The sequence below is a fragment of the Streptomyces sp. NBC_01232 genome (assembly GCF_035989885.1).
Taxonomy (GTDB): Bacteria; Actinomycetota; Actinomycetes; order Streptomycetales; family Streptomycetaceae; genus Streptomyces.
Genome location: NZ_CP108518.1, coordinates 4124323 through 4149178 on the forward strand (window position 1 = coordinate 4124323; position 24856 = coordinate 4149178).

The 24856-nt window shown below is 69.9% G+C and carries 25 protein-coding genes, 1 tRNA gene and 3 pseudogenes; 8 read left to right on the forward strand and 21 right to left on the reverse strand.

The features are described from left to right. Positions 1–66 precede the first annotated feature (66 nt). From OG444_RS19035 to OG444_RS19065, 7 genes are all read right to left on the reverse strand, one after another. Positions 67–1233 (reverse strand): lipid-transfer protein, encoded by a 1167-nt coding sequence (locus OG444_RS19035; RefSeq protein ID WP_327263292.1) that lies wholly within the window; start codon positions 1231–1233, stop codon positions 67–69. Further along, positions 1230–1649 carry a MaoC family dehydratase gene (locus tag OG444_RS19040; RefSeq protein ID WP_327263293.1) on the reverse strand — a complete coding sequence of 140 codons (420 nt, stop codon included), beginning with the start codon at positions 1647–1649 and terminating at the stop codon, positions 1230–1232. Before OG444_RS19040 ends, OG444_RS19035 begins: the two co-directional genes overlap by 4 nt. Then, positions 1646–2758 (reverse strand): acyl-CoA dehydrogenase family protein, encoded by a 1113-nt coding sequence (locus OG444_RS19045; RefSeq protein WP_327263294.1) that lies wholly within the window; start codon positions 2756–2758, stop codon positions 1646–1648. Before OG444_RS19045 ends, OG444_RS19040 begins: the two co-directional genes overlap by 4 nt. Then, positions 2758–3699: a bifunctional MaoC family dehydratase N-terminal/OB-fold nucleic acid binding domain-containing protein gene (locus OG444_RS19050; RefSeq protein WP_327263295.1), complete on the reverse strand. Its 942-nt coding sequence runs from the start codon at positions 3697–3699 to the stop codon at positions 2758–2760. The genes OG444_RS19045 and OG444_RS19050 overlap by 1 nt, the downstream gene beginning before the upstream one ends. Next, complete coding sequence (locus OG444_RS19055; RefSeq protein ID WP_327263296.1) at positions 3696–4847, reverse strand: acyl-CoA dehydrogenase family protein; 1152 nt, start codon at positions 4845–4847, stop codon at positions 3696–3698. The genes OG444_RS19050 and OG444_RS19055 overlap by 4 nt, the downstream gene beginning before the upstream one ends. Before the next feature lie 198 nt (positions 4848–5045). After that, positions 5046–5357: a hypothetical protein gene (locus OG444_RS19060; protein ID WP_327263297.1), complete on the reverse strand. Its 312-nt coding sequence runs from the start codon at positions 5355–5357 to the stop codon at positions 5046–5048. 699 nt (positions 5358–6056) lie between these two features. After that, a complete protein-coding gene (locus tag OG444_RS19065) occupies positions 6057–6470 on the reverse strand; it encodes a DUF6344 domain-containing protein (RefSeq protein ID WP_327263298.1) in 414 nt (137 codons plus the stop codon). Between the two features lie 267 nt (positions 6471–6737). Between OG444_RS19065 and OG444_RS19070 the strand changes: the two genes are divergently transcribed. The 3 genes and pseudogenes from OG444_RS19070 to OG444_RS19075 all read left to right on the forward strand — a co-directional run bounded on the left by OG444_RS19070 (position 6738) and on the right by OG444_RS19075 (position 7763). Further along, the gene (locus OG444_RS19070) at positions 6738–6920 is read left to right on the forward strand and encodes a sigma factor (protein WP_327263299.1); all 183 of its coding nucleotides are present in this window, start codon (positions 6738–6740) and stop codon (positions 6918–6920) included. Then, a pseudogene (locus tag OG444_RS40790) lies at positions 6863–7012 on the forward strand (sigma factor-like helix-turn-helix DNA-binding protein); the annotation flags it as partial. The gene OG444_RS19070 and the pseudogene OG444_RS40790, both read left to right, overlap by 58 nt. Before the next feature lie 169 nt (positions 7013–7181). Then, complete coding sequence (locus OG444_RS19075) at positions 7182–7763, forward strand: CU044_5270 family protein (RefSeq protein WP_442810568.1); 582 nt, start codon at positions 7182–7184, stop codon at positions 7761–7763. A 278-nt stretch (positions 7764–8041) separates the two neighbouring features. Here the strand turns inward: OG444_RS19075 and OG444_RS40795 are convergent, their stop codons facing one another. Continuing rightward, complete coding sequence (locus OG444_RS40795; protein WP_442810764.1) at positions 8042–8461, reverse strand: transposase; 420 nt, start codon at positions 8459–8461, stop codon at positions 8042–8044. Between the two features lie 94 nt (positions 8462–8555). On the opposite strand from OG444_RS40795, the gene OG444_RS19080 reads away from it, so the two are divergent. Further along, positions 8556–8954, forward strand: a complete 399-nt coding sequence (locus OG444_RS19080; protein WP_327263300.1) for a thiol-disulfide oxidoreductase DCC family protein — start codon at positions 8556–8558, stop codon at positions 8952–8954. A 3-nt stretch (positions 8955–8957) separates the two neighbouring features. Here the strand turns inward: OG444_RS19080 and OG444_RS19085 are convergent, their stop codons facing one another. From OG444_RS19085 to OG444_RS19105, 5 genes and pseudogenes are all read right to left on the reverse strand, one after another. Further along, complete coding sequence (locus OG444_RS19085) at positions 8958–10010, reverse strand: HTTM domain-containing protein (protein WP_327266854.1); 1053 nt, start codon at positions 10008–10010, stop codon at positions 8958–8960. A 61-nt stretch (positions 10011–10071) separates the two neighbouring features. Further along, complete coding sequence (locus OG444_RS19090) at positions 10072–10539, reverse strand: DUF5819 family protein (RefSeq protein ID WP_327263301.1); 468 nt, start codon at positions 10537–10539, stop codon at positions 10072–10074. A 373-nt stretch (positions 10540–10912) separates the two neighbouring features. Continuing rightward, positions 10913–12424, reverse strand: coding sequence for an ice-binding family protein (locus tag OG444_RS19095; RefSeq protein WP_327263302.1), 1512 nt, complete (start codon positions 12422–12424; stop codon positions 10913–10915). 266 nt (positions 12425–12690) lie between these two features. After that, positions 12691–12848: pseudogene (locus OG444_RS19100) on the reverse strand (GntR family transcriptional regulator); the annotation flags it as partial. A 24-nt stretch (positions 12849–12872) separates the two neighbouring features. Continuing rightward, entirely contained in the window at positions 12873–13514 is a 642-nt protein-coding gene (locus tag OG444_RS19105; RefSeq protein ID WP_327263303.1) for an AAA family ATPase, read from the reverse strand. 50 nt (positions 13515–13564) lie between these two features. Between OG444_RS19105 and OG444_RS19110 the strand changes: the two genes are divergently transcribed. Next, positions 13565–14467 (forward strand): hypothetical protein, encoded by a 903-nt coding sequence (locus tag OG444_RS19110; RefSeq protein ID WP_327263304.1) that lies wholly within the window; start codon positions 13565–13567, stop codon positions 14465–14467. 139 nt (positions 14468–14606) lie between these two features. Here the strand turns inward: OG444_RS19110 and OG444_RS19115 are convergent. The 6 genes from OG444_RS19115 to OG444_RS19140 all read right to left on the reverse strand — a co-directional run bounded on the left by OG444_RS19115 (position 14607) and on the right by OG444_RS19140 (position 20107). Then, positions 14607–14696 (reverse strand) — tRNA-Ser (locus tag OG444_RS19115). Positions 14697–14748: 52 nt separating this feature from the next. Further along, a complete protein-coding gene (locus tag OG444_RS19120; protein WP_327263305.1) occupies positions 14749–15696 on the reverse strand; it encodes a trypsin-like serine peptidase in 948 nt (315 codons plus the stop codon). 233 nt (positions 15697–15929) lie between these two features. Further along, on the reverse strand, positions 15930–16976 hold the full coding sequence (locus OG444_RS19125) for a YeiH family protein (RefSeq protein WP_327263306.1): 1047 nt from the start codon (positions 16974–16976) through the stop codon (positions 15930–15932). Further along, positions 16976–17524, reverse strand: coding sequence for a cysteine dioxygenase family protein (locus OG444_RS19130; RefSeq protein ID WP_327263307.1), 549 nt, complete (start codon positions 17522–17524; stop codon positions 16976–16978). The genes OG444_RS19125 and OG444_RS19130 overlap by 1 nt, the downstream gene beginning before the upstream one ends. Positions 17525–17612: 88 nt before the next feature. Continuing rightward, the gene (locus OG444_RS19135) at positions 17613–18518 is read right to left on the reverse strand and encodes a LysR family transcriptional regulator (protein ID WP_327263308.1); all 906 of its coding nucleotides are present in this window, start codon (positions 18516–18518) and stop codon (positions 17613–17615) included. Positions 18519–18607: 89 nt separating this feature from the next. Then, positions 18608–20107 carry a S1C family serine protease gene (locus tag OG444_RS19140; RefSeq protein WP_327263309.1) on the reverse strand — a complete coding sequence of 500 codons (1500 nt, stop codon included), beginning with the start codon at positions 20105–20107 and terminating at the stop codon, positions 18608–18610. Positions 20108–20345: 238 nt separating this feature from the next. Between OG444_RS19140 and OG444_RS19145 the strand changes: the two genes are divergently transcribed. The 3 genes and pseudogenes from OG444_RS19145 (at position 20346) to OG444_RS19155 (ending at position 23060) form a co-directional block, all read left to right on the forward strand. Then, the gene (locus tag OG444_RS19145) at positions 20346–21134 is read left to right on the forward strand and encodes a glycerophosphodiester phosphodiesterase (protein WP_327266855.1); all 789 of its coding nucleotides are present in this window, start codon (positions 20346–20348) and stop codon (positions 21132–21134) included. Positions 21135–21244: 110 nt separating this feature from the next. Beyond that, positions 21245–21831: pseudogene (locus OG444_RS19150) on the forward strand (ATP-binding protein). 254 nt (positions 21832–22085) lie between these two features. After that, positions 22086–23060 (forward strand): DUF5926 family protein, encoded by a 975-nt coding sequence (locus OG444_RS19155; RefSeq protein ID WP_327263310.1) that lies wholly within the window; start codon positions 22086–22088, stop codon positions 23058–23060. A gap of 180 nt (positions 23061–23240) precedes the next feature. Here OG444_RS19155 and OG444_RS19160 read toward each other — a convergent pair whose 3' ends face one another. Both OG444_RS19160 and OG444_RS19165 read right to left on the reverse strand, forming a co-directional pair. Then, positions 23241–23813: a hypothetical protein gene (locus OG444_RS19160; protein WP_327263311.1), complete on the reverse strand. Its 573-nt coding sequence runs from the start codon at positions 23811–23813 to the stop codon at positions 23241–23243. Between the two features lie 179 nt (positions 23814–23992). Then, positions 23993–24721, reverse strand: a complete 729-nt coding sequence (locus OG444_RS19165) for a bifunctional DNA primase/polymerase (protein WP_327263312.1) — start codon at positions 24719–24721, stop codon at positions 23993–23995. Positions 24722–24856 lie beyond the last annotated feature (135 nt).

Here is a 24856-nt window from a genome sequence, read left to right on the forward strand (position 1 = left end):
TTGTAGGCGCAGGGCCGTCCCCACCCCCTGAAGGTGGAGGGGTGGGGACGGCCCTGGTCCCGGATCTCAGCCGTCGGCGCCCAGGATCAGCCCGGAGGTCGGGACACCGGTACCGGCTGTGACAAGTGCGCGCGCCGCCCCCGCGACCTGGTTGACGGAGGTCCCGCGCAGCTGGCGGACGGCCTCGGCAATGCCGTTCATCCCGTGCAGGTATGCCTCTCCGAGCTGGCCGCCATGCGTGTTGATCGGCAGGGCGTCCGCGGCCACGAAGTCCGCGGCCTCACCGGGCGCACAGAAGCCGAACTCCTCCAGCTGCATCAGCACGAAGGGGGTGAAGTGGTCGTAGAGGATGCCGACGTCGATGTCCGAGGGCCGCAGCCCGCTGGTGCGCCACAGCTGGCGGGCGACCACGTCCATCTCCGGCAGCCCGGTGAGGTCGTCCCGGTAGAAGGAGGTCATACCCTCCTGGCGGCGGCCGGCGCCCTGAGCGGCGGCGGTGATCACGGCGGGCGCGTGCCTCAGATCCCGGGCGCGCTCGGTCGTGGTGACGACGACGGCCTGGCCGCCGTCGGTCTCCTGGCAACAGTCCAGCAGCCGCAGCGGCTCCACGATCCAGCGCGAGGCCGCATGGTCGGCCAGGGTGATGGGCTTGCCGTAGAAGTACGCGGCGGGGTTGTTCGCGGCGTGCCGGCGGTCGGTGACGGCGACGTGCCCGAACGCCTCGGGGGTGAGGTTGTAGGTGTGCAGGTAGCGCTGTGCGGTCATGGCCACCCAGGAGGCGGGGGTCAGCAGCCCCCAGGGGAGCGACCAGCCGAGCGCCGCCCCCTCCGCCGAGGGTTCCCGCTGCTGGACCCCGGACCCGAAGCGGCGCCCGGAGCGCTCGTTGAAGGCGCGGTAGCAGACCACGACCTCCGCGACTCCGGTGGCGACGGCGAGGGCGGCCTGCTGGACGGTGGCGCAGGCCGCGCCGCCGCCGTAGTGGATGCGGGAGAAGAAGGACAGCTCCCCGATGCCGGCCGCCTGGGCGACCGTGATCTCGGGGCTGGTGTCCATCGTGAAGGTGACCATGCCGTCGACGTCGTCGGGGGTGAGCCCGGCGTCGTCGAGGGCGGCGTGCACGGCCTCGACGGCGAGTTTGAGCTCGCTGCGGCCGGAGTCCTTGGAGAACTCGGTGGCTCCGATGCCGGCGATGGCTGCGCGGCCGCCGAGCTCGTCGCGGGTGCGGACGCTCATGCCGGCACCTCCGCGGTGACCGTTCCCGATACGTGGTGGCCGAGGCCGTTGGCGCCGACGACCCGGATCTCGACGGTGGTCGCGGGCACCGCGGTGGTCCCGGATACGGCGGTGGTCGCGGATACGGCGGTGACGGTGCCGGTGAGGGTCATCGTGTCGCCCGGGTAGTTCGGGGCGCCGAGTCGGATGGCCACCTTGCGCAGGACGGCGCGCGGCCCGAGGTGGTCGGTGATGTACCGGCCCACCAGCCCGTTCGTGGTCAGGATGTTCATGAAGACGTCCGGGGAGCCCTTCTCCTGCGCCAGCGCCGCGTCGTGGTGCACGTCCTGGTAGTCGCGGGAGGCGATCGCGCCCGCGACGATCAGGGTGCGGGTGACCGGAATCTCCAGCGGCGGCAGCGTGTCGCCGACGTTCATGCCTGTTCTCCCTCGGCTGTCGAAGCGAACGCGGATGCGGATACGGGTGCGGGTGCGGGCGCTGGTGCAGGCGCGAGCGCGGATGCGGGGGACGCGGCGATCGTGGCCCCCAGCTCGGCCAGCAGCTCGCTGCCGCAGCCCAGGTAGGCGTCCAGTTGGCGCCCCCACAGGAAGTGCCGGTGCACGGGGTGGTCCAGGTCGGCGCCCATGCCGCCGTGCAGGTGCTGGCCCGCGTGCACGACCCTCCTGCCCGCCTCCGAGGCCCACCAGGCGGCCGTCAGCACGTGTTCCTGCGCGGGAAGACCCTGGTCGAGGCGCCAGGCCGCCTCGTAGGCGGTGACCCGGATCGCCTCGGTGTCCATGTACGCGTCGGCCGCGCGCAGCATGACTCCCTGATGGGTGGAGAGCGGCCGGCCGAACTGCTCACGGGTGGAGGTGTACTCCACCGCCCGGGCGAGGGAACCCGCGCAGACGCCCGCCTGGAGGCCGGCGAAGGCGGTGCGGGCGGCGGCGAGCGTGTCCTCGTACGCGCCGTCGGACCCCAGCCGTTCGGCCTCGGCTCCGGCCAGGGTCAGCCGGCCCGCCGACCAGGGGGCGGTGGTCTCCACGGGGGAGGTCCCCACGCCGGGCGCGTCGGTCCGTACGAGCCACAACGCCCGGTCGGCGTCCGGGACCAGGACGTGCGTGGCGTCGCGCAGCCAGGGCACGGCGGGGGTGGTCCCGGTGAGCCGACCGCCCTCGGCGGTGATCCGGCCGCGCGATGGGAAGGCGCCGGTGGCCACCGCCTCGCCCGTGCCGAGGGCGGGCAGCAGGCGGGCGCGCTGCTCGGGGCTGCCGTGCGCGGCCACGGGGAGGATCCCGTACACGCAGGTGGCGGCGTACGGGACCTGCGCCGTGGTGCGGCCCTGCTCCTCCAGCAGCAGGACCAGCCCGAGCAGACCGATCTCCTCGACCGCGGCGGTCAGCCCGGCCGTGGTGAGGGCCTTCCACAGGTCGGCGTCGCTGCCGGTGCCGGCTTCGGAGAGGCGTTCATGAGTGGCCAGGTCGGAGAAGATGCGGGCGGCGAGACCGGCCGCGGCGGCCTGTTCCTCGGTGGGACGGAAGTCCATCAGCCCTCACTCCCGCGGAAGACGGGGAGTTCGAGATCGTCGTCGACGCGCAGGAACTCCAGCTGAACGGGGAGGCCGATGCGCACCTTGTCGTAGGGCACACCGGTGATGTTGCTGATCATCCGGACGCCTTCGGCGAGCTCGACCAGCGCGACCGCGTAGGGCGGGTCGAAGGCCGGGAAGGGCGGATGGTGCATGACCACGTAGCTGAACACCGTGCCCGCGCCGGAGGCCTCGACGGTGTCCCAGTCCGGGCTCGCGCAGGCGTTGCAGCCGGGGAGCCACGGGAAGCGGAGCGTGGTGCAGGCGGTGCAGCGCTGGATCAGCAGCCTGTGCTCCCGCACTCCTTCCCAGAACCACTGGTTGTCTTGGTTGATCACTGGGCGGGGACGCTGCGCCGGTGGCCGCTTCTTCGACGGCCCGGCGGCGGGCACGTACTTGAGGATGCGGAAGCGGTGGGTGCCGGCGGGCTCGCCGTCCGCCCGGACATCCATGCGGGTGGTCACGAAGTGGCCGGTGCCCAGCTTGGTCGTCTTGCGGGGCGACACGGACTCGATGACGGCGTCGAAGGTGATCGCGTCGCCGGGGCGCAGCGGGCGGAGGTATTCCTGCTCGCAGTCGGTGGCGACCACGGAGGTGAAGCCCGCGCCGTCGAGGAGCCCGAGGAGCTCGTCATAGGCGGAGGAGCGGTCCGCGTGGCCGGAGAGGCCGCCCATCGTCCAGGCCTGCAGCATGGTGGGCGGAGCGATCGCGTCCGGCCCGGTGTAGGCAGGGTTGGCATCGCCCATCGCCTCGCACCAGTGGCGGATCATCGGCTCGTTGACCGCGTCCTTGCCCCGGCCGCCGGTGGCGGCCGGATGCCCCTCGAAGGCCGTCAGCAGCGTGTGGAACCGGGCTGCCTCCTCCGCCGCGTCCACGACCGCGTCCGCGTCCGCCGTCATCGCTTCCTCCCCTTCATCCCGAGCCGCATCATGGCGACGATCTCCCGCTGGACCTCGCTGACCCCGCCGCCGAACGTGTTGATCTGGGCGGCCCGGTTCATCCGTTCGAGCTCGCCGCCCGCGAAGGCCGCGGGCCCGCGGATCAGGGCCTCCTCACCGACCACCTCCTGGCACATCCGGTACACCTCGACGGTGGACTCGGTGCCGAGGAACTTCACCCCGCTGGCATCACCGGGGGCCAGGGCGCCGCTGCCCACGTCCTGGACGAGGCGCCAGTTGAGGAGGCGTACGGCGGCCAGTCGCGCGCGTGCCTCGGCGAGCCGGGACTGCACCCAGGGGAGGTCGGCGGGCCGGTCGCCGGTGGCCGGATCGGGGGTGCGGGCGTGGTCGAGCGCGTACGCGTAGAAGTCCTCGGCCTGCATGCCGATGGCGGCGAGGGCGACGCGCTCGTGGTTGAGCTGGTTGGTGATCAGGCCCCAGCCGCCGTGCTCGGGACCGACGAGATGGCCGGCGGGGACGCGGACGCCGTCGTAGTACGTGGCCGTGGTGGTGAGGCCGCCGACGGTGTGGATCGGGGTCCAGGAGAAGCCAGTGGTGTCGGTGGGCACCAGGATGATCGAGATGCCCTTGTGCTTGGGCGCCTCGGGATCGGTGCGGCAGGCGAGCCAGATCCAGTCCGCGTTCTGGGCGTTGGAGGTGAAGATCTTCTGCCCGTCGATGAGCCAGTCGTCTCCGTCGCGGACCGCGCGGGTGCGCAGGGCAGCGAGGTCGGTGCCGGCTTCGGGTTCGGAGTAGCCGATGGCGAAGACGATGTCACCCGCGAGGATCCGGGGCAGGAAGTAGGCCTTCTGCTCCTCGGTCCCGTATTTCATCAGGGTCGGGCCGACGGTGTTGAGCGTGACCATGGAAACGGGGGCGCCGGCCCGGTAGGCCTCGTCGAAGAAGACGAACTGCTCGTCGGCGCCGCGGTCCTGGCCGCCGTACTCGACGGGCCAGCCGAGGCCGAGCAGCCCGTCGGCGCCTATGCGGCGCAGGAGTTCGCGCTGACGGACGGGATCGTCGGGGCCGCCGTCCGGCAGCAGATCCTTGAAGTACGCGCGCAGTTCGGCGCGCAGCCGCAACTGGCCTTCGGTCGGGGCGAGGTGCACGGCGCAGGCCTCCCGGCATCACATCATCGAGGGAACCTGACTGTCCGTCAGATTCACCCGTGGTGTCAAGGTCGGGAGAGGAGCCGGCTCGGGGGCTCGGGCAGGCGCCGGGAGATGCGCGAGGGCGCCTGCGCTACCGGACCCCAGCCGGTCCGGTCGCACAGGCGCCCTCAAGAATCTGAGCGGCTCAGGCCGCGGCTACCACCAGGGGTGGAAATTGACCGCCACGGTGGCGTTGGACTGGTCGATCGCGGTGAAGGCCGAGCCGTTCACCTGCGCGGTGTTGCTCTGGTTGGAGGCCCCGGAACCGGTGGCCACCTGCTGCGACGTGGACGAGTTGCCGTTGTTGTTGCCTCCCACACCACTGCCGACGATGCCGGCGACGCTCGCATTCGATCCGTCGTTCGCGAAGGAGCCGTTGTCGGCCGACGCCACCCCGCCCAGGAGAGCTACGGCGAGAGGGAGCGCGGCGACGGCGGCGATGACGCGGGCGGTACGGATGCTTGCCATGTCTTTGTCCTCCAGAAAACCGAAATGGGACTTACTCCAAGGCAGTTGGCCGACCGCCTCGGTCGTTCCGTGTGGTGACGACGTCGCGAATCCAGAGTTGCCCACCGAATCCCCGGCGAACCATCACGGAGTCCCCGATTCCCCCGCAAGTATGACCAACATCGGATAAACCTCATTTGCACCCCCGAAGCTCCAGGTCAGCACCCTGGGATCGACCGAAACCGGCGCCGCACAAGGGCCGAAGCGTTCCGCCAGAACGGCCTGTCCCGGACATGCCGAAAAGGGCCGCGCCGTCCGGGAACCCCACCGTCTCCCGGGCCTGCGGCCCTGCAATGCCAAGCTTCACGCCCCCTGCACGCCCCGGCGCAAGCCGGGGTGACCCATCCGTGCCCCGCTCCGGGGGCACCACCGCGCGGCGCGATCCACGGTCGCAACCGACCGGGCTCCAGCGCCTACTCGTACTTCTGCTTCTCCTACGGGTTCTACTGCTGCTTCCGGCTCCGCTGCCGGCTTTGCGGCTGCTTCCGGTTCCACTTCTGGCGCCACTGGTCCAACTGATCCTGATGGCCCTACTGGTCCTGCTTCTGGCTGCAGCTTCTGGCTTCAGCTTCTGCCCGGCGGCGGCACATACACCCGCGAACCGGACCGTACGACTGCGACTGCGACTGCGACTGCGACCAAGGGATACGGGGTACGGGGCTACGCGGCCAGCCCGAGTGCTTCCCGGGCGGCGCCGGCGGTGGCTGCGGCGGGCACTGCGACCGGGGCTGCCGGGGCTACGACCGGGGCAGTGGTGCGGGCAGCGGTTCCGGGACCGGCACCCATGGCATCGGCGGTGGTGGAGCGTCGGACGGAGGGGGTCTTGCCGTGCGCCTCGGCGCGGATCCGCTGCTTGATGGTCGGCGGGAGCGAACCGCCCCGCATCATCGCCCGCCAGGTCCGCCGGGCCACTACGGCCGGCCGGCGCACTGCGGTGGCCGCGGTGCCCGCGGCGGAGGGGGCCGGGGCGGAGGCCGGAGCGGCCTTACCCGCGAGACCGAAGCAGGAGAGGAGGGCCACGAGAGCGGCGAGGACGGAGGTCCAGATCGACGTGAGGATGGTGCGGTGAGCCATGACGAGGTGCCTCGATTCACGATGTTCCGACGGGCGGATCTGCATACATTCGTCATGATGTGGCCGCAACCGCACCGACCCCATCGCCCGCGCCGATCTTCCGACAAACACCACTCGGAAGGCCCAAGGCAGCGGTTCGGCGTCCAAGAAGGCCCCGGAAGGAACGCCGCAGACTGCGGGCAGGGACAGGGGCAGGGGCACGCCCGTCCCGTGAATGTGTGACGCGCGCCTCATGCAGCGCACGGGGTCGAGCGGACACTACGCAGTGTGGAACAGCAGCTGTTCGCCGAGATCTACGATGCGCACGCGCACGCCGTGTACGCGCATGTCGTCCGCATGACTTCTGACCGGTCGGGGGCGGAGGACATCGCCTCCCTCACCTTTCTCGAAGCCTGGCGGCTCAGGGCGACGCTCGGCGAAGCCACGAGGCAGAGGCTGAGGCCGCGCTGAGCGCCCTGGGCCGGCTCCGGCGTACCGACCGCGAGGCCATCGTCCTGTCCGTATGGTCCGGCCTCAGCCACAGCGAAGTGGCAAAGGCCTGCGGCGTCGCGGAATCCACCGTTCGCTCCCGGTTGTCGCGGGCGCGCGCCCGCCTGCGCAAGCTCACCACCGACCATCTGGCTGCGGAGCCAGCCGCAGGGCGTCCGGCCACGTCCCGCACCGCACGCGAGGGACACCTCCCTGTCCGAGGTGCCCGGGGGCGGGGGAAGGATGGAGGCGTCCCCTACCGACGAGTCTGCGGAACACTGGCACTCGGTCGATGGGTCGGCAGGAACGACGACGCGCACCGTGCGAGGGTCCGAGACACTCCCGCCCGATGGCCGGCCCACTCTGAACGGCCCCACTTACCGGTTTCTCGAAACGCTTCCGACCGACCCGGACGCGCTGCTGCACCTGATCTACGAGGACACCCAGATGCAGCAAAGCCCCGGCTCCGGTTCGACAACGGGACCCGATCAGCAGGCGTTCGTCGCCATCGGTGACTTGCTGCGGAGGTTCCAGGCACCGCCCGGTCTGAGTGCGGCGCTCTACCGTGCGGCGGCCCGCATTCCCGGCGTGGTTCTGGTTCCGGACTCGAAGGACGCTGTGGGCCGAACGGGTGTCGCTGTCACCCGGGTCCACGACAACGAGCGAACCGAGTGGATCTTCGACAAGCAGACCATGCGGCTCCTGGGCGAGCGGACCATCGCCCTCGGGGACAGCGACTGGGGCAAGGCCGGAACGGCAGTGACCTCCGTAGCCATCGTCGCGCAGGCGATCACGGACCGTCCCGGGCAGCTGCCGCAGGGTTGAGCCGGCAAACGAAAACGGCTCCTGACCATTTGATCCTGGTCAGGAGCCGTTCACCTGCGGTGGGTGTGGGATTTGAACCCACGGTGACTCGCGCCACGACGGTTTTCAAGAGGGTTCCGCCCCAAGAGGCATGCGCCACTCTGACCTGCACAGGAGTGGGGTAAGACGGGCCCAGGCATCCCTGCTGGCCCATACATGGCCCACGAGTCCCATGCATCGACGTGTGCAAGCCGCCCGGCAACTCACTTCGCTGGCTTCTGGGCATGCTCGGGCTGGCCTCACTTGCCGCGTTCGAGTATGCGCAGCACTTCTCGGGCTCTTTGGCGTGCTCGCCTTGCTTCGATGGCCAGGTTCTGCAGCTGGTCAGGCTCCTTGCAGCAGGCTCTCCAAGGCTGGTTCGGCATGGTCGCCGGCACTTCGTCCGGAAGTAGGTTGCCCAGCCCCACCTCGGAGGGGATCGCGTGCCCTTCTGGGAACCGCTGCATCCAGCCACGGGGCCCGCCTCGGGTCGCCCTGATGTGCTCAGGCCAGTAGTACGGGGAGTGGCCGCGATACTTCTGCACCCACTGCCACGGACCGAACCGCCCGGGCAGCTCACGCCACTGCACCCCGGTCCGCACCCGAGGCAGAACCCCATTGATCACCTGCCCGTACGCCGTCACCTGCGACGGCCCGCTCTCCGGCGTCGGCCGGATCAGTAGACGCTCCGTCGGTCGTGTTGCTCGCCAATCGGCTTTTGATCACCGCACACTGAAGTTCTTCAACGCAGCCCGTCGATGAAGGGGAGCCCGGATGGCAAGCCAGCCCATTCTGTTGTTTGACGGAGACTGCGGTTTTTGCAGCAGAACAATCGAGCTTGCTCGGCGCATTATTCAGCCGCGTGTGCAATTCGTCCCCTGGCAGTACGCCGACCTCGCCGCCCTGGGTGTCACCGAAGACAGAGCCGACCGCGAGGTCGTTTGGATCAGCCCGGCCGGCGGCAAGGTCTACGGGGGACCGCGCGCCCTGTCCGCCGTGCTGATGTGCGGACGAAGGCGCTGGTGGTGGCTCGGGCTCGCCCTTCGGCTGCCGCCTGTCAACTGGATGGCACGTGGCATCTACCAGGTTGTCGCGAAGAACCGCCATCGCCTGCCAGGCGGCACAGCCACCTGCTCTCTCCCTGCCCACATGCGAGGGAACCCGGACCGTTGACCCCTACTTCGGTGAGGGCTGCGGCGGTACCGCAGCGGGTACTGCCCCGACCGGGGCTCCCGCTCCCATGCCGCGTGTGCGCTGGATCGTGCGCCGCCCCAGCCGTCCCAGGGCCTGGTAAAAGCGATCCGGCAGGAATGCGGCGTCGGCGACGATCATCGCGCCGGAGAAGAGTGGCAGTCCCATGAGCACCGCAATATTCACATGCATGCCCAGCAGCAGAACCAGGACCGGGTATTTGAACCTGCCGAACAGGACGAACGGAAAGGCGACCTGCACCAGCACCGTCAGGTAGCCGAAGACGGCAATCAGCACGTGATGGCTGGCGATCATCTGGGACAGCTCGGGCCAGGGCCGGAACAGGTCGATGTTCAGGACGTAGTGGAGGGCGGTGCCGTCGCCCCACTTGGGGCCCTGCACCTTGTACAGGCCCGCGCATCCGTAGAGGAAACAGACCTGGGCGGCGATGACGAACATGCCGCAGTTATGCAGCACGGTGGTCAAGGTGATGCGGGCGTCGCTGAGATGGTGCCGGAGATCGCCGCCCCGCGGGCCTGCCGTCTTGCCCGCCGACGCCTGGAGCCGGGTCCGGCGGGCGTCGAGGGACCAGCGCCGGCCGCACGCGGTGAAGACGAGATAGACAGCCATGAGGACCATGAGATTGTCCCCGCCGTCCGCCATGAAGATCGCCCTGGCGTGGAACGACAGCACCACGACGGCGAACAGCACGGACATCGCCCGCGTCCGCCAGCCCAGCAAGAACAGCGCACACGTGACCAGTGCCACGGCGTAGCAGACCTCGAAGTACACCTGGCTGTCGGACAAGGTGAGGACGCTGGCCCACCCGCTCTGGTCGAACATTTGCCTGGCGAGCGTGGGCGTCCACGGTGAACCTGGGCCCCACATCTCGTTGCGGTGTGGAAACTCGCGGAGCAGGAAGACGAGATAGAGCAGCCCGTACCCGATGCGCAGCACCGCCACCGCGTACAGGGAGAACGGCCGTTCAGTCAGGAGGACGAGGAGTGCATGGACGCGGTCGAGTACGCGCTGCGGCATGCGTACGGCTGTCCGCTCGATGGTGCGTTCGGACGCTGGGGGCGCCGCGATCGGTTCCAGTTCAGTGCGTTCCATGCGAGGCCACCTTCCACCAGGGCAGCTGCCGGATTTCGGCCCGCGTCGATGCCGCGGCGGCCGGGCGGAACCCACCCGCCTCACCGGGCGCAGCGATAGGCCGTGAGATCACCCGCAGCTGAATGGAATCGAAGGTGCCGCCGCGTTGGGCGGCGACGCGATCCGCTGCGATGTTGCGCAGATACTTCTCGATCATCAGAGCCCGCTCCGAGCGCGGCTGGTTGTCGCCGCCGTGCGATTTGAGGTACGAATTCCAAGCCTGTCGAAGCATGTTCTGTGCTGTATGACTCGGAAAGACGCTGTGCTTGACGGCGGAATCGTCCTCAGCACTCAGATCGATCCAGCCACTCACCTGTACGGTGCCGTCCGGCTCTGTCTGCCTGACCCTCGCCGAGATCTGCCGGTTGACGGACTGCGGATTCGGGGCGAAGAGCCGCCAGTTCTGCTCGAACACGGGCCGGACCCAGGAATTAACCTGCTGGCTGTACGCATTCGAGATGGCGTTCCGAGGCGCCACGTACAGAAAAACCAGGAGTACATGGACCAGGGTCACTGCCAGACACAAGGCCACTGCGGCACCCGTTCCAGCGCTCAGCGGGCGGGGTGGCCCTGAAATCCCACGCGGGCTATCCGTTCCCCTGCCGCTGTCCTGCGTTTCCGGCTCAGCGCCGGTCTGCTGCGGATACTTAATAGTTGTCGACTCAGCACCGCTCAGCACGGCCCCACCCGGCCTTTCCATCCTGACTGCTCGCACCTACTGCTCCTGCTTCCGCGAGTGGCGCGCGGCGGAATCGATGACGATCCGCCGCGCGCCACCCGTCTTACATTCAGTGCGGACAGTGCGCTACGTGCACCTCGCTCACGGCGTGCTTGTCCGGCCAGTGGTGGCCGGGCTTCTGCGGCTTGTCGTGGTGGCCGGGCTTGCCCGGCTTGTGGTGGCCGGGCTTGCCCGGCTTGTGGTGGCCCGGCTTACCCGGCTTACCCGGCTTGTGGTGGCCCGGCTTACCCGGCTTACCCGGCTTACCGGGGTAGTCGCAGTCGTCGTGTCCGCCCGTGACATCACCGGTCGCGGCGTCACCGGTCGCGGCGTCACCGGTCGCCGCGTCACCGGTCGCGGCGTCACCAGTCGCAGCATCGCCAGTCGCGGCGTCACCGGTCGCGGCATCGCCCGTGGTCGTGGTGGTCGCAGCGTCACCCGTCGCAGCGTCACCGGTCGCGGCATCGCCCGTGGTCGTGGTGGTCGCAGCGTCACCCGTCGCGGCATCACCGGTCGCGGCATCGCCCGTGGTCGTGGTGGTCGCAGCGTCACCCGTCGCGGCATCACCGGTCGCGGCATCGCCCGTGGTCGTGGTGGTCGCAGCGTCACCCGTCGCGGCATCACCGGTCGCGGCATCGCCCGTGGTCGTGGTGGTCGCAGCGTCACCCGTCGCAGCGTCACCGGTCGCGGCATCGCCCGTGGTCGTGGTGGTCGCAGCGTCACCCGTCGCAGCGTCACCCGTCGCGGCATCGCCCGTGGTCGTGGTGGTCGCAGCGTCACCCGTCGCAGCGTCACCCGTCGCGGCGTCACCCGTCGCGGCATCACCGGTGGTCGTGGTGGTGGTGCTTTCGCACTCCGGCCTGGTGATCAGGTTGTTATTCAGCGTCACGGCCGCGGTGCGGGCCAGCACCCGGCCCTCGACGGTCGCTCCACTATTGACAGTGATCGCGGTGAGCGCCATGAGGGTGCCCACGAAGGTGGAGCTGGATCCGAGCGTTGCCGATTCGTCGGTCACCCAGAACACGTTGCACGCCTGGGCGCTGTTTTGGAGGACAATGCTGCTCCCGGATGCCGTTGTCAGGCCGGCAGGAACCTTGAACACCCAGACAGCATCGGGGTTGCCCTGGGCATCCAGGGTCCAGACACCGTTGACCAGGAGACCGGACTCGACGGCGTAGGTGCCCGGGAACAGCGTGGGAGTCACGGGCGCCGCGGAAAGGTTGAATTCCGTGGGTTGACCGAAGGCGTCGTCGTACGCCGTGCCAAGGGCGGCCTTCGCTCCTGCTGCCGCCGCGCCTGTGTAGATCGTCCCACCCATCACCGTCCCTGGCGGGAATCCGGTAACGGCCGTACCCGGAGATACACCGACGTCCCCGGTTACCACGGAATTACCTTCGTTGGTGACCGTCGAACCGGCCAGTACCGCGAAGGTTTCCGCAGTACCCAGCTCGACAGCTGTTGCTGCATTTGCTCGTGTAGGCGTCACCGCCAACACGGCAACGGCGAGCAGCAGGGTGAGTACCCCCGCGATCCAGGCCGTCATTGTGCGCCGTTGCGGCGCATCGGACATGTTGAGTGTCATCGAGGAGCCAACTCCTGTGGGGGGTGGTGGCGTCCGGCGTTCCTCGTCTAACGGAACCGCCTCTTGTCGACGGCATATTACGCAGGTACCTAACCCTCGGTGACGATCCACTCGGGTGATGTCGCCGGAATCAATCAATATGTACCAAGGAACGTACGATATAAATGGCAATCAGGCGGCTCGTGAAGCCCTCCCCGCAGAGGCGGCTGTAGGTGTCGTCACGGTGAGTGACCGTTCTGGTGAATCATGAAGCCCTGCCGGGTGGGTCAGCACACGCCGAGATCACCGGGACACCTCTCCCGTCGAGGGACCTTGAAGGCGCACGACCAGGCAACCTGCTCGCCGCGTGGAGGCCGATCGCGAACGCAACGACGGTCTCGTCGGCGGTGTACCTCGTGCGGTGAAGTTCCACCACACAGACGCCACCCCGGCTAGCGGGCCGCGTGCCTTAGCGCGCGTCGCTGCCGAGCGCACTGAGGACGGTCGCCGAACGTACGTCGTAGACCAGGTGCGGCTCATCCGCCTTGGGCGCCTCGAAGCGGCCGGCGTGGCGTCGCAAGTCGTCCTCGCTGAAGTACATGGAGTTCGGATCGTCGAAGGTCTGCTGATTCCGTTCGTCGATGCGCTCCCACAGCTCGTCGTGGGTGGCGGGCAGATACACGAGCGTCACCGCTGCCCCGGCCTGTTCGCCGATACGGCGCCACTCCTGGCGCTCGTCGACGGTCCAGAACCCGTGATCCATGACCACGTCACGGCCGGCGCCGAAGGCGGTGCGCAGCTCAGCCGCGATCTCTTCGAGGATGGGGCGCTCCCTGACCTTGCACTCCCCTCGGGGGAAGTCCCGCCCGTAGTGCCCATGGGCGCGCCAGACCCGTTCGTCAGGACAGAGGCGCAGGAACCCGCGGAGCTCCAACTCGTGGGCGAGCGTGGTCTTCCCCGAGCCCGGGAGGCCGGCCATCAAGACCAGTCGGACCGGGCCGGTTCGCCCAGCGAGCGTCCGCATGATGTGCGCGATCTCAGCCTTGCCGTCGGGCGGCAGGGTGCCGAGACGCTGGGCGGTCAGGAGAGCGCTCAGACGTTCCTCGGCCACGTGGACGAGGCGTCGTCGAGGAGCGGGTCGGTCATTCGGCGGACTCTTCCTTGGCCCAGCGGCAGCCGGGGCCTCCCAAGTCGACGCCGTACTCGATCGTCATCCCGCTGGTGTCGACGATCCGGACGGTCAGGACGATGACAGCGGCGCGTGTGTCCTCGGGAATCTCGAGCGACCCGGCGTCGGCGGGCGTGGTGGTCCGGGCCCACATGGTGCTGAAACGCTTCGAGACCGGGCGCCCAGTGTGCCGCGTGATCACGTCGATCGAAGTGCCGCCGCTCGAGGTCGACTTCCGATACGTCCCGAACCCTGAGCAGGCAGCCGAGCTGATCGCTGCGGTACGACAGCTCAGCACACGCGGCGAGCAGATGGCGGGGTTCTTCGGCTGCCTGTACTACGCGGCGATGCGGCCTTCCGAGATCGCCGCGCTGCGCAAGGCCGACTGCCGACTGCCGGAGACGGGACGGGGCGAACTCGTTCTGGGCGGTAGTCGCCCCGAAGTCGGCGCCGGGTGGACTGATGACGGGCAGTCCTTCGACCAGCGCGGCCTGAAGCACCGTGACCGGCGGGCAACGCTCTCGGTGCCGATCCCGCCGATCCTCACCGTGATGCTGCGGGAGCACATCGAGCAGTTCGGGGTGGCCGCCGACGGCCGGCTGTTCCGGGCAGCCCGAGGTGGGCGAGTGCGGTCCACGGAGTACTGCGAACTCTGGGACGCCGCCCGAGTCATGGCGCTGTCTCCGGAAGAGGCCGAGTCCCCACTGGCAGACGTGCCGTACTCGCTCAGGCACGCCGGGGTGTCCCCATGGATCAACTTGGGGGTCGACCCGGTGGAGGTTGCCCGCCGAGCCGGGCACAGCCTGACGGTCCTGTTCCGGTTCTACGCCAAGATCCTCAGGGGCCAGCAGTCCCGCGCGAACGAACTGATCGAGCGCGGCCTCAGCGGCGGGTAAGCCCTCGATCCTGGCCCACAGATGGCCCATACGCGCTGGTCAACAGCGGGATACGGGTGGACCAGGGTGAGACAGGGGGAGCAGAGAGGGCGGGTACCCGGTTCGGGTACCCGCCCTCTGACCTGCTACTTCTCTGACCTGGCGGTGGGTGTGGGATTTGAACCCACGGTGACATCGCTGCCACGACGGTTTTCAAGACCGTTCCCTTAGGCCGCTCGGGCAACCCACCTGGCCGGTACAGAGTACCGGCCAGGTGGGGGTGGCGTGGGCGAGTGTGGGGGTCAGGACGTCTGGGCCTTGTCGTAGGCCGCCTTCGCCTCGTTGCCGAAGTACGGGCCGTACATCCGGTTCGGCAGGAAGGTGTAGCCGAAGCTGTTCACCGAGACCTGGGTGCCCAGGCCCGTGGCCTCGTTGAAGTCCTGGAACCAGGGGCCGCCGCTGGAGCCGCCGGTCATGTTGCAGGCCAGGCTGTGGTCCTTGGTCAGCAGGAAGTCCTTGCCGCTGTTGCCGCTGCAGTAGACCAGCTTGGTGCCGTCGTACGGGGCCGCCGCGGGGAAGCCGAAGGAGTACATCTTCTTGTTGTAGCCGCCGTTGAAGAGGAGACCCTGGGCACCGACGGTCTGGCTGAGAGTCTGGCCGTTCAGCGGGGCCACGACGCCGAGGCCGACGTCCATGTTCATGTCCTCGCTCGCGGCCCACTTGTCGGTCGCGAAGGTCTTGGTGGCCGACCACTGCCCGTAGGGCGCTGAGCCGTTGTTGTAGGCGGGGACGAACACCCAGTTCGTGTGCCAGGCCCCCTGGTACTTCACACAGTGGCCGGCCGTCATGACCGTGCTGCCGTTGGCGCTGGTGACCGAATCTCCGGAGCAGGAGGCGGTCCGATCGCCCATCGTGAAGAAGACCCGGCCCGAGGTCTTCACGACGGCACCGGCGCCCGTCCAGGCGCCGCCCGCCTGCGGGAACGCCGTGGGGGACACCGCAGCCGTCGGGGCGATGGCCGTGGGGGTCGCCGATGTGGCGACCGGGGTTCGGGCCGCTCCGGGGACCGCCGTCACATCGAGCGGGGTGGCGCTGCGCATCCGCTCGGCGGTCCAGAAGCCCTGGGTGTGCTGTTGCCGGAAGGACGCGGGGGCGTCCGCGGCGAGCGAGGGGGTGGCCGCCGTCAGGGCGCCCGCGACCAGGGCGCCGGCCGCGAGCAGGACGGACAAGGCCGTGCGATGACGATTCACGCATGACTCCTTCTGCCGTGCCCGGGCCGGGTGGCGACACCGGGCAGGGTGGGGGTGAAGAGCGGTCGGTGCGGATCGGCTGTGCGCGGTGCGTCGTGCGTCGTGCGTCGTGCGTCGTGCGTCGTGCGGAATATCGGGGGCAGAGTGGCACGAGCACGTCGCAATGTCAGCGGGCAGTCGGAACGTTCGGTCGGTTCCGGCCAGGAAATGGCCAACTACCCGCCGTTGCAGGGTCATACGGTGAGCATCACGCCCGCGTAGGAAACCCCCGCCACCACCACCCACGCCCCGAGTCCCAGCGCCGCGGCCCGCCCGCCCGTGCGGGCCAGCGTCGGCAGGTGCACCGCGCTCCCCAGCCCGAACAGCGCCGCCGCCAGCAGTGCCTCCTGGGCGGTGTGCGCCCACTCCAGCGCTACGTCGGGCAGTACGCCGGTGGCGCGCAGCGCGGCCGCGGCCAGGAACCCGAGGACGAACAGCGGCACCGGCGCCGGCCGCCGGCCCGAGGCGGTGCGCACCCCGCGCCGCCGGGCCCGTACCGAGAAGGCCACGGCCGCCACCAGCGGGGCGAGCAGCGCCACCCGCATCAGCTTCACCAGGACGGCCTCGCCCAGGGCGTCCGGGCCCGCGGTCTGCGCGGTGGCCACGACCTGGCCGACGTCGTGGACCCCGGCGCCGACCCACCGCCCGAAGGCGAGGTCGGAGAGTCCCAACGGACCCTGGAGGAGGGGGAGTACCGCTATGGCGAGCGTGCCGCACAGAGTGACCAGGGCCACCGATGCGGCCACGTCCTCCTCATCACTGCCGGACACCTCGCTCACCGCGCCGATCGCCGAGGCGCCGCAGATCGAGTACCCGGTGGCGATCAGCAGTGGCTGATCGCCGGGGAGGTGCAGCCTGCGGCCCAGCCAGAGGGTGCCGAAGAAGGTGGCCGCGACCACACCGACCACCATCGCCACCGTGGCCCATCCCAGCCGGAGCACCTGCTCCAGTCCCAGGCCGAGGCCCAGCAGGACGATGCCCATCCGCATCAGCCGGCGGCCGGCCAGGGAGAGGCCGGGCCGCGCGGCCGCGCGTACGAACGTCCGCAGGCCGGGGAGGTGTGCCACCGCGATGCCCAGCACCACCGCTGCGGTCAGCATCGGCACGGCGGGCACCAGGCGATGGAGGCACCATGCGATCAGCGCACCGCCCGCGGCCATCGCCAACCCGGGCCAGGGAGTGGGTGTTTCACGTGAAACATGCCGGACCGGCGCGCCCTGCGGGCGGTGGAGGAGGGCCATCAGTCGACGGGGAGCGTGTAGACGCGACGGATGCTGGTGCCCAGCCGGGAGACGTCGGCGCCGTACACGTGCACGGATATCGCCTTGGTCGTACAGGAGTTGCGCACCTTGTGGATGTCACCGGGCGGGGCGAACCCGCAGACCTCCCCCTGGGCGTTGACCACGTCCTCGGTGGCCACCAAGCGGGCGGGGCCGACGCCGGGCGCGAGCCGGAAGCGCCGTTCGCTTTCCTCGCCCTGGTGCACCCCGGCCACGCACCACGACACGTGGTCGTGGATGCAGGTCTCCTGCCCGGGCAGCCAGACCAGTGCCACCACCGAGAAGCTGCCGTCGGACTCGGCGTGCAGGATGTGCTGCCGGTACCGCTCCGGGTCACCTTCCTGCTGCGCCGGGGTCAGCAGGTCAGGGGCACCCAGGTGCGGGGCGAGCCGTTCGCCCACCAGGTACGCGGTGAGGTCGGGAGCCAGCCCCCGCTCCACGACCGTGCGGATCTCACTGACGAGGGCGGCCATCCTCGTGGTGGTTCGGGCCGGCGTGGTGGTGGTCATATCGGCAGCGTGCTGCCGTCGTCCCATCACGTCCAACGACAGTTATTACCTGAAGTCCCAAGCACCGCTTATGGATCGGCCGGACCGGTCAGCAGCCGACCCGGTTCCCCGCCACCTGCTTCAGCGCGTCGAGCACCACGGACGTCGCCGGAACCCGCAGGTGGTCCCGGTAGACGTACGCCGCGATGTGCCGGCGCGCGGCGGGCTGGAGGGCCCGGCCGCAGACCCGGTTCAGCGAGAGGGAGGGCAGCACCAGCGCGGGCATCATCGCCACGCCCAGCCCCTGTGCGACCAGGCTCTGCACCACCAGGTTGTCGTCCGTGGCGAAGCGGATGTCGGGCACGAAGCCCAGCTCCGCGCACTCGTGCAGCAGGTTCGCACGGCAGCGCGGACAGCCCGCGATCCACCGCTCCTCGGCGAGGTCGGCCAGATGCACGGCGCGGCGCCGGGCCAGCGGATGCCCGGTCGGGAGCAGCACCGTCAGCTGGTCCTCCAGCAGCCTGACCTCGGCGACCTCCTCCGGAATCTCCTCGTGCAGACCGGGATAGGTGAAGGCCAGCGTGATGTCGCACTCGCCGCGCTCCAGCCGGCGCAGCGACTCGGGAGGTTCCCCTTCGAGCAGTTCCACCTGTATGCCCGGGTGGTCCTTGGCCAGGCCGCTCAGGGCCTCGGGGACGAGGGTGACATTGGCGCTGGGGAAGCCGCACAGCCTGACCCGGCCGGTGCGCAGCCGGGCGTACGCCCTCAGCTGGGCCTCGGCGGCGGAGAGGTTGCCCAGGATGGTCTCGGCGTGCCGGCACAGGGACTCCCCGGCCTCGGTGAGCTGCATCTTGCGGCCCACGCGGGTGAACAGCGGGGTCCCGACGGCGCGTTCGAGCGCCTTCATCTGCTGGGTGATGGCGGGCTGGGTATAGCCGAGTACGCGGGCCGCGGCCGAGTACGACCCGGAGGCGACGACCGCGTGAAAGGTCCGTATGTGCCGAGAATCGAACACCAGCGAAGCATAAGCGGACGTTGGAGGGGCCGTAGGCGGATTCCCGCCTACGGCCCCTCCTCTTCGGGTCGCCGCCGCGACCGGTGGTCCTACTTGTCGCCGACCCGCGAGCCGAGCGTGATGTCGACCGTGGTCGGCTTGCCGCCGCGCAGGTAGGTCAGCTTCACGGTGTCGCCGGGCTTGTACGTCCAGATCATGCTGATCAGGGTCGGGCCGCTGTCGACCGGCTTGCCGCCGAACTCGGTGATGACGTCGCCGGGCTTGAGGCCTGCCTTGCCGGCCGGGCCGTTCGGGTCCACCAGTTCATTGGCGGCCGCGCCCTGCTCGGAGATCTTGGCGCCCTCGGACTTGGCCTGGAGGTCCACGGAGACCGAGATCACCGGGTAGACCGGCTTGCCCGTCTTGATCAGCGATTCGGCGACGTTCTTCGCCTGGTTGACCGGGATGGCAAAGCCGAGGCCGATGGAGCCGGCCTGGCCGCCGCCGAAGCCGCCGTTGCCCGCCGACTGGATCGCGGAGTTGATGCCGATCACCGCGCCGCGTCCGTCGAGCAGCGGACCGCCGGAGTTGCCCGGGTTGATCGAGGCGTCCGTCTGGAGGGCGCTCATGTACGAGTTCTTGCTGCCGGTGCCGTCTCCGGAGGCGACCGGGCGGTTCTTGGCGCTCACGATGCCCGTGGTGACCGTGTTCGACAGGCCGAAGGGGGCGCCGATCGCGATGGTCGAGTCACCGACCGCGACCTTGTCGGAGTCGCCGAGGGGCAGCGGCTTGAGGCCGGCCGGCGGGTTCTTCAGCTTGAGGACGGCGACGTCGTAGCCCTGGGCGCGGCCCACCACCTCGGCGTCGTAGCGCTTGCCGTCGGAGAACGTCGCGAACAGCTTGCCGCCGTTCGCGGCGGAGGCCACCACGTGGTTGTTGGTGAGGATGTGGCCCTGCTGGTCGTAGACGAACCCGGTGCCGGTGCCGCCCTCGCCGTCGCCGGCCGAGGCCTCGATGGTGACCACGCTGGGCAGGGCGCCCGCGGCCAGGCCCGCGATGGAGCCGGCCTCGCGCTTGAGGTCCTTGGGGGTGTTCACGGCGCTGATCGTGGTGGAGCCGCTGCCGTCGCTGTTGCTGCGCTCGGCGGCCCAGTAGCCGACGCCACCGCCGATGCCGCCCGCGAGGAGGGCCGCCACCAGGACGCCCGCGACCAGGCCGCCCTTGCCCTTCGGCTTGGGCGCAGGGGCGCCGTCGGTGGTCAGGGGAGCACCCCAGGCGCCGCCGCCGTGGCCGCCGGCACCGTAAGCCGGCACCGTGGGCGGCGGGGGCGGCCAGCCCTCGGCTCCGTGCGCGGCCGGGGCCGGGGCCGGATAGCCGTACGCCGCGGACGCCGGGGTGGGGGCCTGGCCGTAGGCCGGAGGCGCGGCGGTCGGCGGGATCTGCTGGGTCGGCTCGGTGCCGGGTGCCGGAGTGGGCGGCAGCTGCTGGGTCACCGGCTCGGTGACGGCAGGCGCGGGAGCCGCATCCTGCGTCGCGGAGGCCGGAGCAGGGGGTACGGACGGGGCCGCGGGGGGTGTCGGGGCCGCGGTGCCCTCGTTCTCGGTGCTCACAGCGCTCTCTCCTCGTCACACACGGCTTCGGAAAATTCTCTGGCGATCGGTCCGACTGAACGTTCGACGTGCCGCACAAGTTCCTGGGCAAAGCCTTTCCCATGACCCGTCAGAGCACTGTAAGCCGGACCTGTGCATCTCTCCCCATTCTTTATATCCGACATTTAGGATGTACTCCCGGGGTCGGGCTCGACGCCGGGGGACCTCTCGGTGGCACCATGACCCGGTGACCCACGCAATGCCGCGCACCATCCAGGTCGTCGCCCACCGCGGCGCCTCGGAGGATGCCCCCGAGCACACCCTGGCCGCCTACCGGAAGGCCATCGAGGACGGCGCCGACGGCCTCGAATGCGATGTCCGGCTCACCGCGGACGGCCATCTGGTCCTGGTCCACGACCGCCGGGTGAACCGGACCTCGAACGGCCGCGGCGCCGTCTCCGCCCTGGAGCTGGCCGATCTCGCCGCCCTCGACTTCGGCTCCTGGAAGGACCGCGAGGAGTCGCCCGACTGGGACGCGGACCCCGAGCGCACCTCCGTCCTCACCCTCGAGCGCCTGCTGGAGCTGGTCTCCGACGCCGGAAGGCCGGTGCAGCTCGCGATCGAGACGAAGCATCCGACCCGCTGGGCCGGACAGGTGGAGGAGCGCCTGCTCGTCCTCCTCAAGCGCTTCGGTCTGGACGCCCCGCCGGTCGAGGGTCCGCACCCGGTGCGGGTCATGAGCTTCTCCGCGCGCTCGCTGCACCGGATCCGGGCGGCCGCGCCGACGATCCCGACCGTGTACCTGATGCAGTTCATCTCGCCCCGGATGCGGGACGGACGCCTGCCGGCCGGTGTGACGATCGCCGGTCCCGGGATGCGGATCGTGCGCAACCACCCCGCCTACATCCACAAGCTCCGGGGCGCGGGCCACTCCGTACACGTATGGACAGTGAACGAACCGGAAGACGTTCAGCTCTGCGCTGATCTGGGCGTGGAGGCAATCATCACGAACAGGCCCCGCCAGGTTCTGTCCCAACTGGGGCGCTGACGTCCCCTTTTGCGCACCCGTCACCCTGGACCCAGTCGTAACAGGGTGTGCTCCGGCGCATCCGCTCCGCATTCGGTCCGCATGAATGCGTCAGAGGGGCCCGCTTCGGGCTGCTTCGGCGGTTTCCGGTCCAGGCCATTGGGGCATCCAGACCATGCGTGGGGCTAAGGAGGTTCCGGGGGTGGCGTTGGTGGTGGCACAAGAAGTGCCCACGTCGTCGTGCATGGACGTACGCCATGGTCCTGCGGGCGTGGGCGAGGCGAGACACCGGATGCGTGAACAACTGCGTATCAGCGGTGTGCCCGAATCGGTCGTGGACGATGCCGTACTGATCCTTTCCGAACTGCTCAGCAACGCCTGCCGACACGGCAGGCCGCTCGGCTCTCGGGAAGTCGGGGACGGGGAAATACGCGCCGCATGGCGCGTCGACAGAGCGGGACGACTGACGGTCGAGGTGACGGACGGAGGCGGGCCCACCCGCCCGGTTCCTGCCACGCCCTCGGTCACCGCACGGGGCGGCCGGGGGCTGAACATCATCAGCGCCCTGGCCCAGGACTGGGGTGTCCGGGACGGAGCGGCGGGTGAGGTCACCGTGTGGGTGATCGTTGCCTGTGGGCCCCGGCACGACGATTTCGCTACGCGCGTTGCGCCCCCGGCGATCGACTTCAGTACGGCATTCGACGACCTCGATCCCTGAATCCGGGATCCTTCACTGCACGACGCGCACGACGAACTCGACAAGCACGACGGGCACGAGCACGACGAGCGTGACGAAGACAGCCGCACGAGAACACGACAACAGCACAGCAGTACCGGTCATCCGCACAGGCGGCCGTCCGGGAGCGCACGCCGACCGTGCTCCCGGCCGCAACCAACCGGTTCCGGCGGTACGAACGGCTAGGCTCGCGCCGAGACACGACGCCGTACCGCCGCAACCGGGAGACACGCACGATGGCCAAGAAGCGCCCCGCAGCCAAGACTGCAAAGCCGCAGCTCAACAACGGTGAGATCCCGGTTGTGGGCGCCCGCGAGCCCTGTCCCTGCGGATCCGGCCGCCGCTACAAGGCCTGCCACGGCGCAGCCGCCGCGCACGCCGTCACCGAGCACGTGCAGCGCCCCTTCGAGGGCCTGCCGGGCGAATGCGACTGGGTCGCGCTGCGCGAGCTGGTTCCCGCGGCCACCGTCCCCCTGACCCTCAAGGGCGGCCTGCCCGAGGGCGTCCCCTCCGTCACCCTGGTGACCGTGCTGCCCATGGCATGGCCGGCGCTGCGCCGCGAGGACGGTTCCGTCCTCCTCGGCCTGCAGAACGACTCGTCCTCCGGCGACCTCGGCCGCGACATGGCCGACACCCTGGAGCGCGCCCTCGTGGCCGAGCCGGGTACTCCCGTTGCCGCCCGCCGCGTTCCCGCCGAGGGTCCCCGACTTCAGGATCTCCTGGACGTCGACGGCGGTTTCGAGCCGGTTGTCCACACCGGGTTCGAATTCTGGATTCCGGAATCCGAGAGCGCCCAGAGCGCCTCGCCGGAGATCGCCGCCTCGCTGGAGCGCGCCAACGCGGCCGCCATTCCCACCGTCAAGCTGACCGGCGTGGACGCCGCCTACTGGTGCGAGACCCCGGACAAGAACCACCTGCGCTGGGTCATGCCGCACCCCGAGGAGAAGCTGCTCGACGCGCTCGCGCGGCTGCACGCGGCCGGCACGACCTCGCTCGGCGAGGGCACGAAGCTCGTCGGCTCCTTCCGTGCGCACGGCCTGATGGTCCCCGTCTGGGACCTGCCCACCGGGGTCACGGCCGACGACGTCGAGAAGCCCGCGGCGCAGTTCGCGGAGCGCCTGGCCGGGGCTCTGGCCACGGATGCTCCGCTGACCACGGAGGAGCGCCGGGCCCGCGGCGGACTCACCAACCGCCAGGTGACGCTCAGCTGACCGGGAGCACGCGCGGGGCCGGTGACCGGAGTCACAACTCCCGCTAATCGTCTGCAAATCGGTGTCTGAATATCGGAGATCGAATTTGCGAACAGGCGATCTCTTGTTACCGTTCTTGTAGCCCGGTCGCTGGTGCATCCCCCGTCGCCAGCGACCGGGCCCTTGATTTTCAGGGTGCGATCAACCGTCACCCGGTGCCGGTGAGTTGCTCCCGGACCTCAGGAGCAGTTCCCCTTCATCATCCGGAACTGCAAATTCCGCTACGGCCGAGTAACTCTCCGGCTCCCCTGCCGATGTTTCCTTGGGCGTCTCGCACAGGCCCGGTTCGTCGCCCGCACCCACCGCACACCTGATCTGGACCGTGCGCCCGGCCGGTCCCATCATCGTCAGCACCGCATCGAGTGCGCGGCCGCTTGTGTTCCGGTAGTAACTCCGGCCCCAGGTATGGCCTTCACCCACCAGCACGCAGGTCTGCGCCTCCACCCCGTGCGGCGAGGACAGTTCGGGTCCGCACCGGGAATCCGTACGGGGCTGGTCGGCCGGGCCGGGCTGCTGCGGGCCGGCCGACGGTGCCGAGCGGGCGGGCGTCGCAGCGGACGTACGGGACGGCTCCGAAAGCCCGAGGGCCGAGAACAAGCCGCCGCCCTTTCCATCATCCTGACCGGCGAAATCCGGCCCGGCGATCGCTCCGGCGAGCGGGAGCGACAAGATGATCAGCACACCGGCGCCGATACCGATCAGGCGGAGATTCATTCGCCGAAGATAGCGAGGCGGGAATGGGGCACGGAGATCCCCGCGCCCAATTCCCTTGGAAACTCGTCCCGCTGGCACCCGTACGAGTGATCCCCGGGCCCCGGCACGGCGCCCGGCCCGTTGCCGGGCAGGGCGCCCGGGAAGCCGCCCTGCCAACGCCGTGCCGATCGCCCGGCAGATCAGTACGCGAGCCTGCTGCCGCCTCCCGGCGCACCGCTGCTGGCCTCGACCAGAGCGTCCACGACCGCCTCGACCTCGGGCAGCCAGAGGTCTCCCGCACCCCGTGCACCCGACGGCCGCCGATCCGCCCGCGGCTCCCGCTCCCAGCGCACTTGGCCGCCGGTGGACGCGGCGGAGGGCGGCAGCAACAGGTAGCCGCCCTCGCCGTGGAAGCGCAGCGAGGAGGGCACGTGGTCCTTGGCGTACAGGAGTTCGCCGAGGCGCTCCAGCGAGTACGGAGCCACCATCAGCGACCAGCGGGTGGGCGTGGCCACGACCGGGCCGAGCCGCATGCCCTGCGCGTCCAGTCGTACGAGGGCACGCGCGGCCGCGCCGGCCGGCAGGCTCACCGCGCACGGGGCGGGCCCGCCGGTGGCCATCAGGACGGGAGCGGTGGGCCGGTTGGCCCACCACCAGGCCACCATCCGGGGGTCGGTGGTGGCGGCGAGCAGTCCCGGGTCGAAGGGGTGCGCGCCGGGAACGACGCAGTCGGGTTCCGGGCAGGCGCACCGCGATCCGTCGGTGGCGGACCGGCCCACGCCGGGCAGGACCGGCCATTGCCAGGTGGTGGCGCAGACGAGCGCCGCATCGAGGAGGGCGGACGTGCCGCCGCTCCGTCCGGGGTCGGGGCGCAGGGACTGAAAGCGATCGCGGAGCCGCTGGAGACGCCTTCCGAGGATCTCGCGCATGTGCGCTCGTTCCTTTCCGTTGAACGCCGAGGCCACATCACACCATGTAACCGGTGTCTCACCACACGTACAGGTTTCGCGTCACTGTCCGCCGAAGCAGGTTCACACGGTTCGTGCAGATTTCTTACGGGTCCA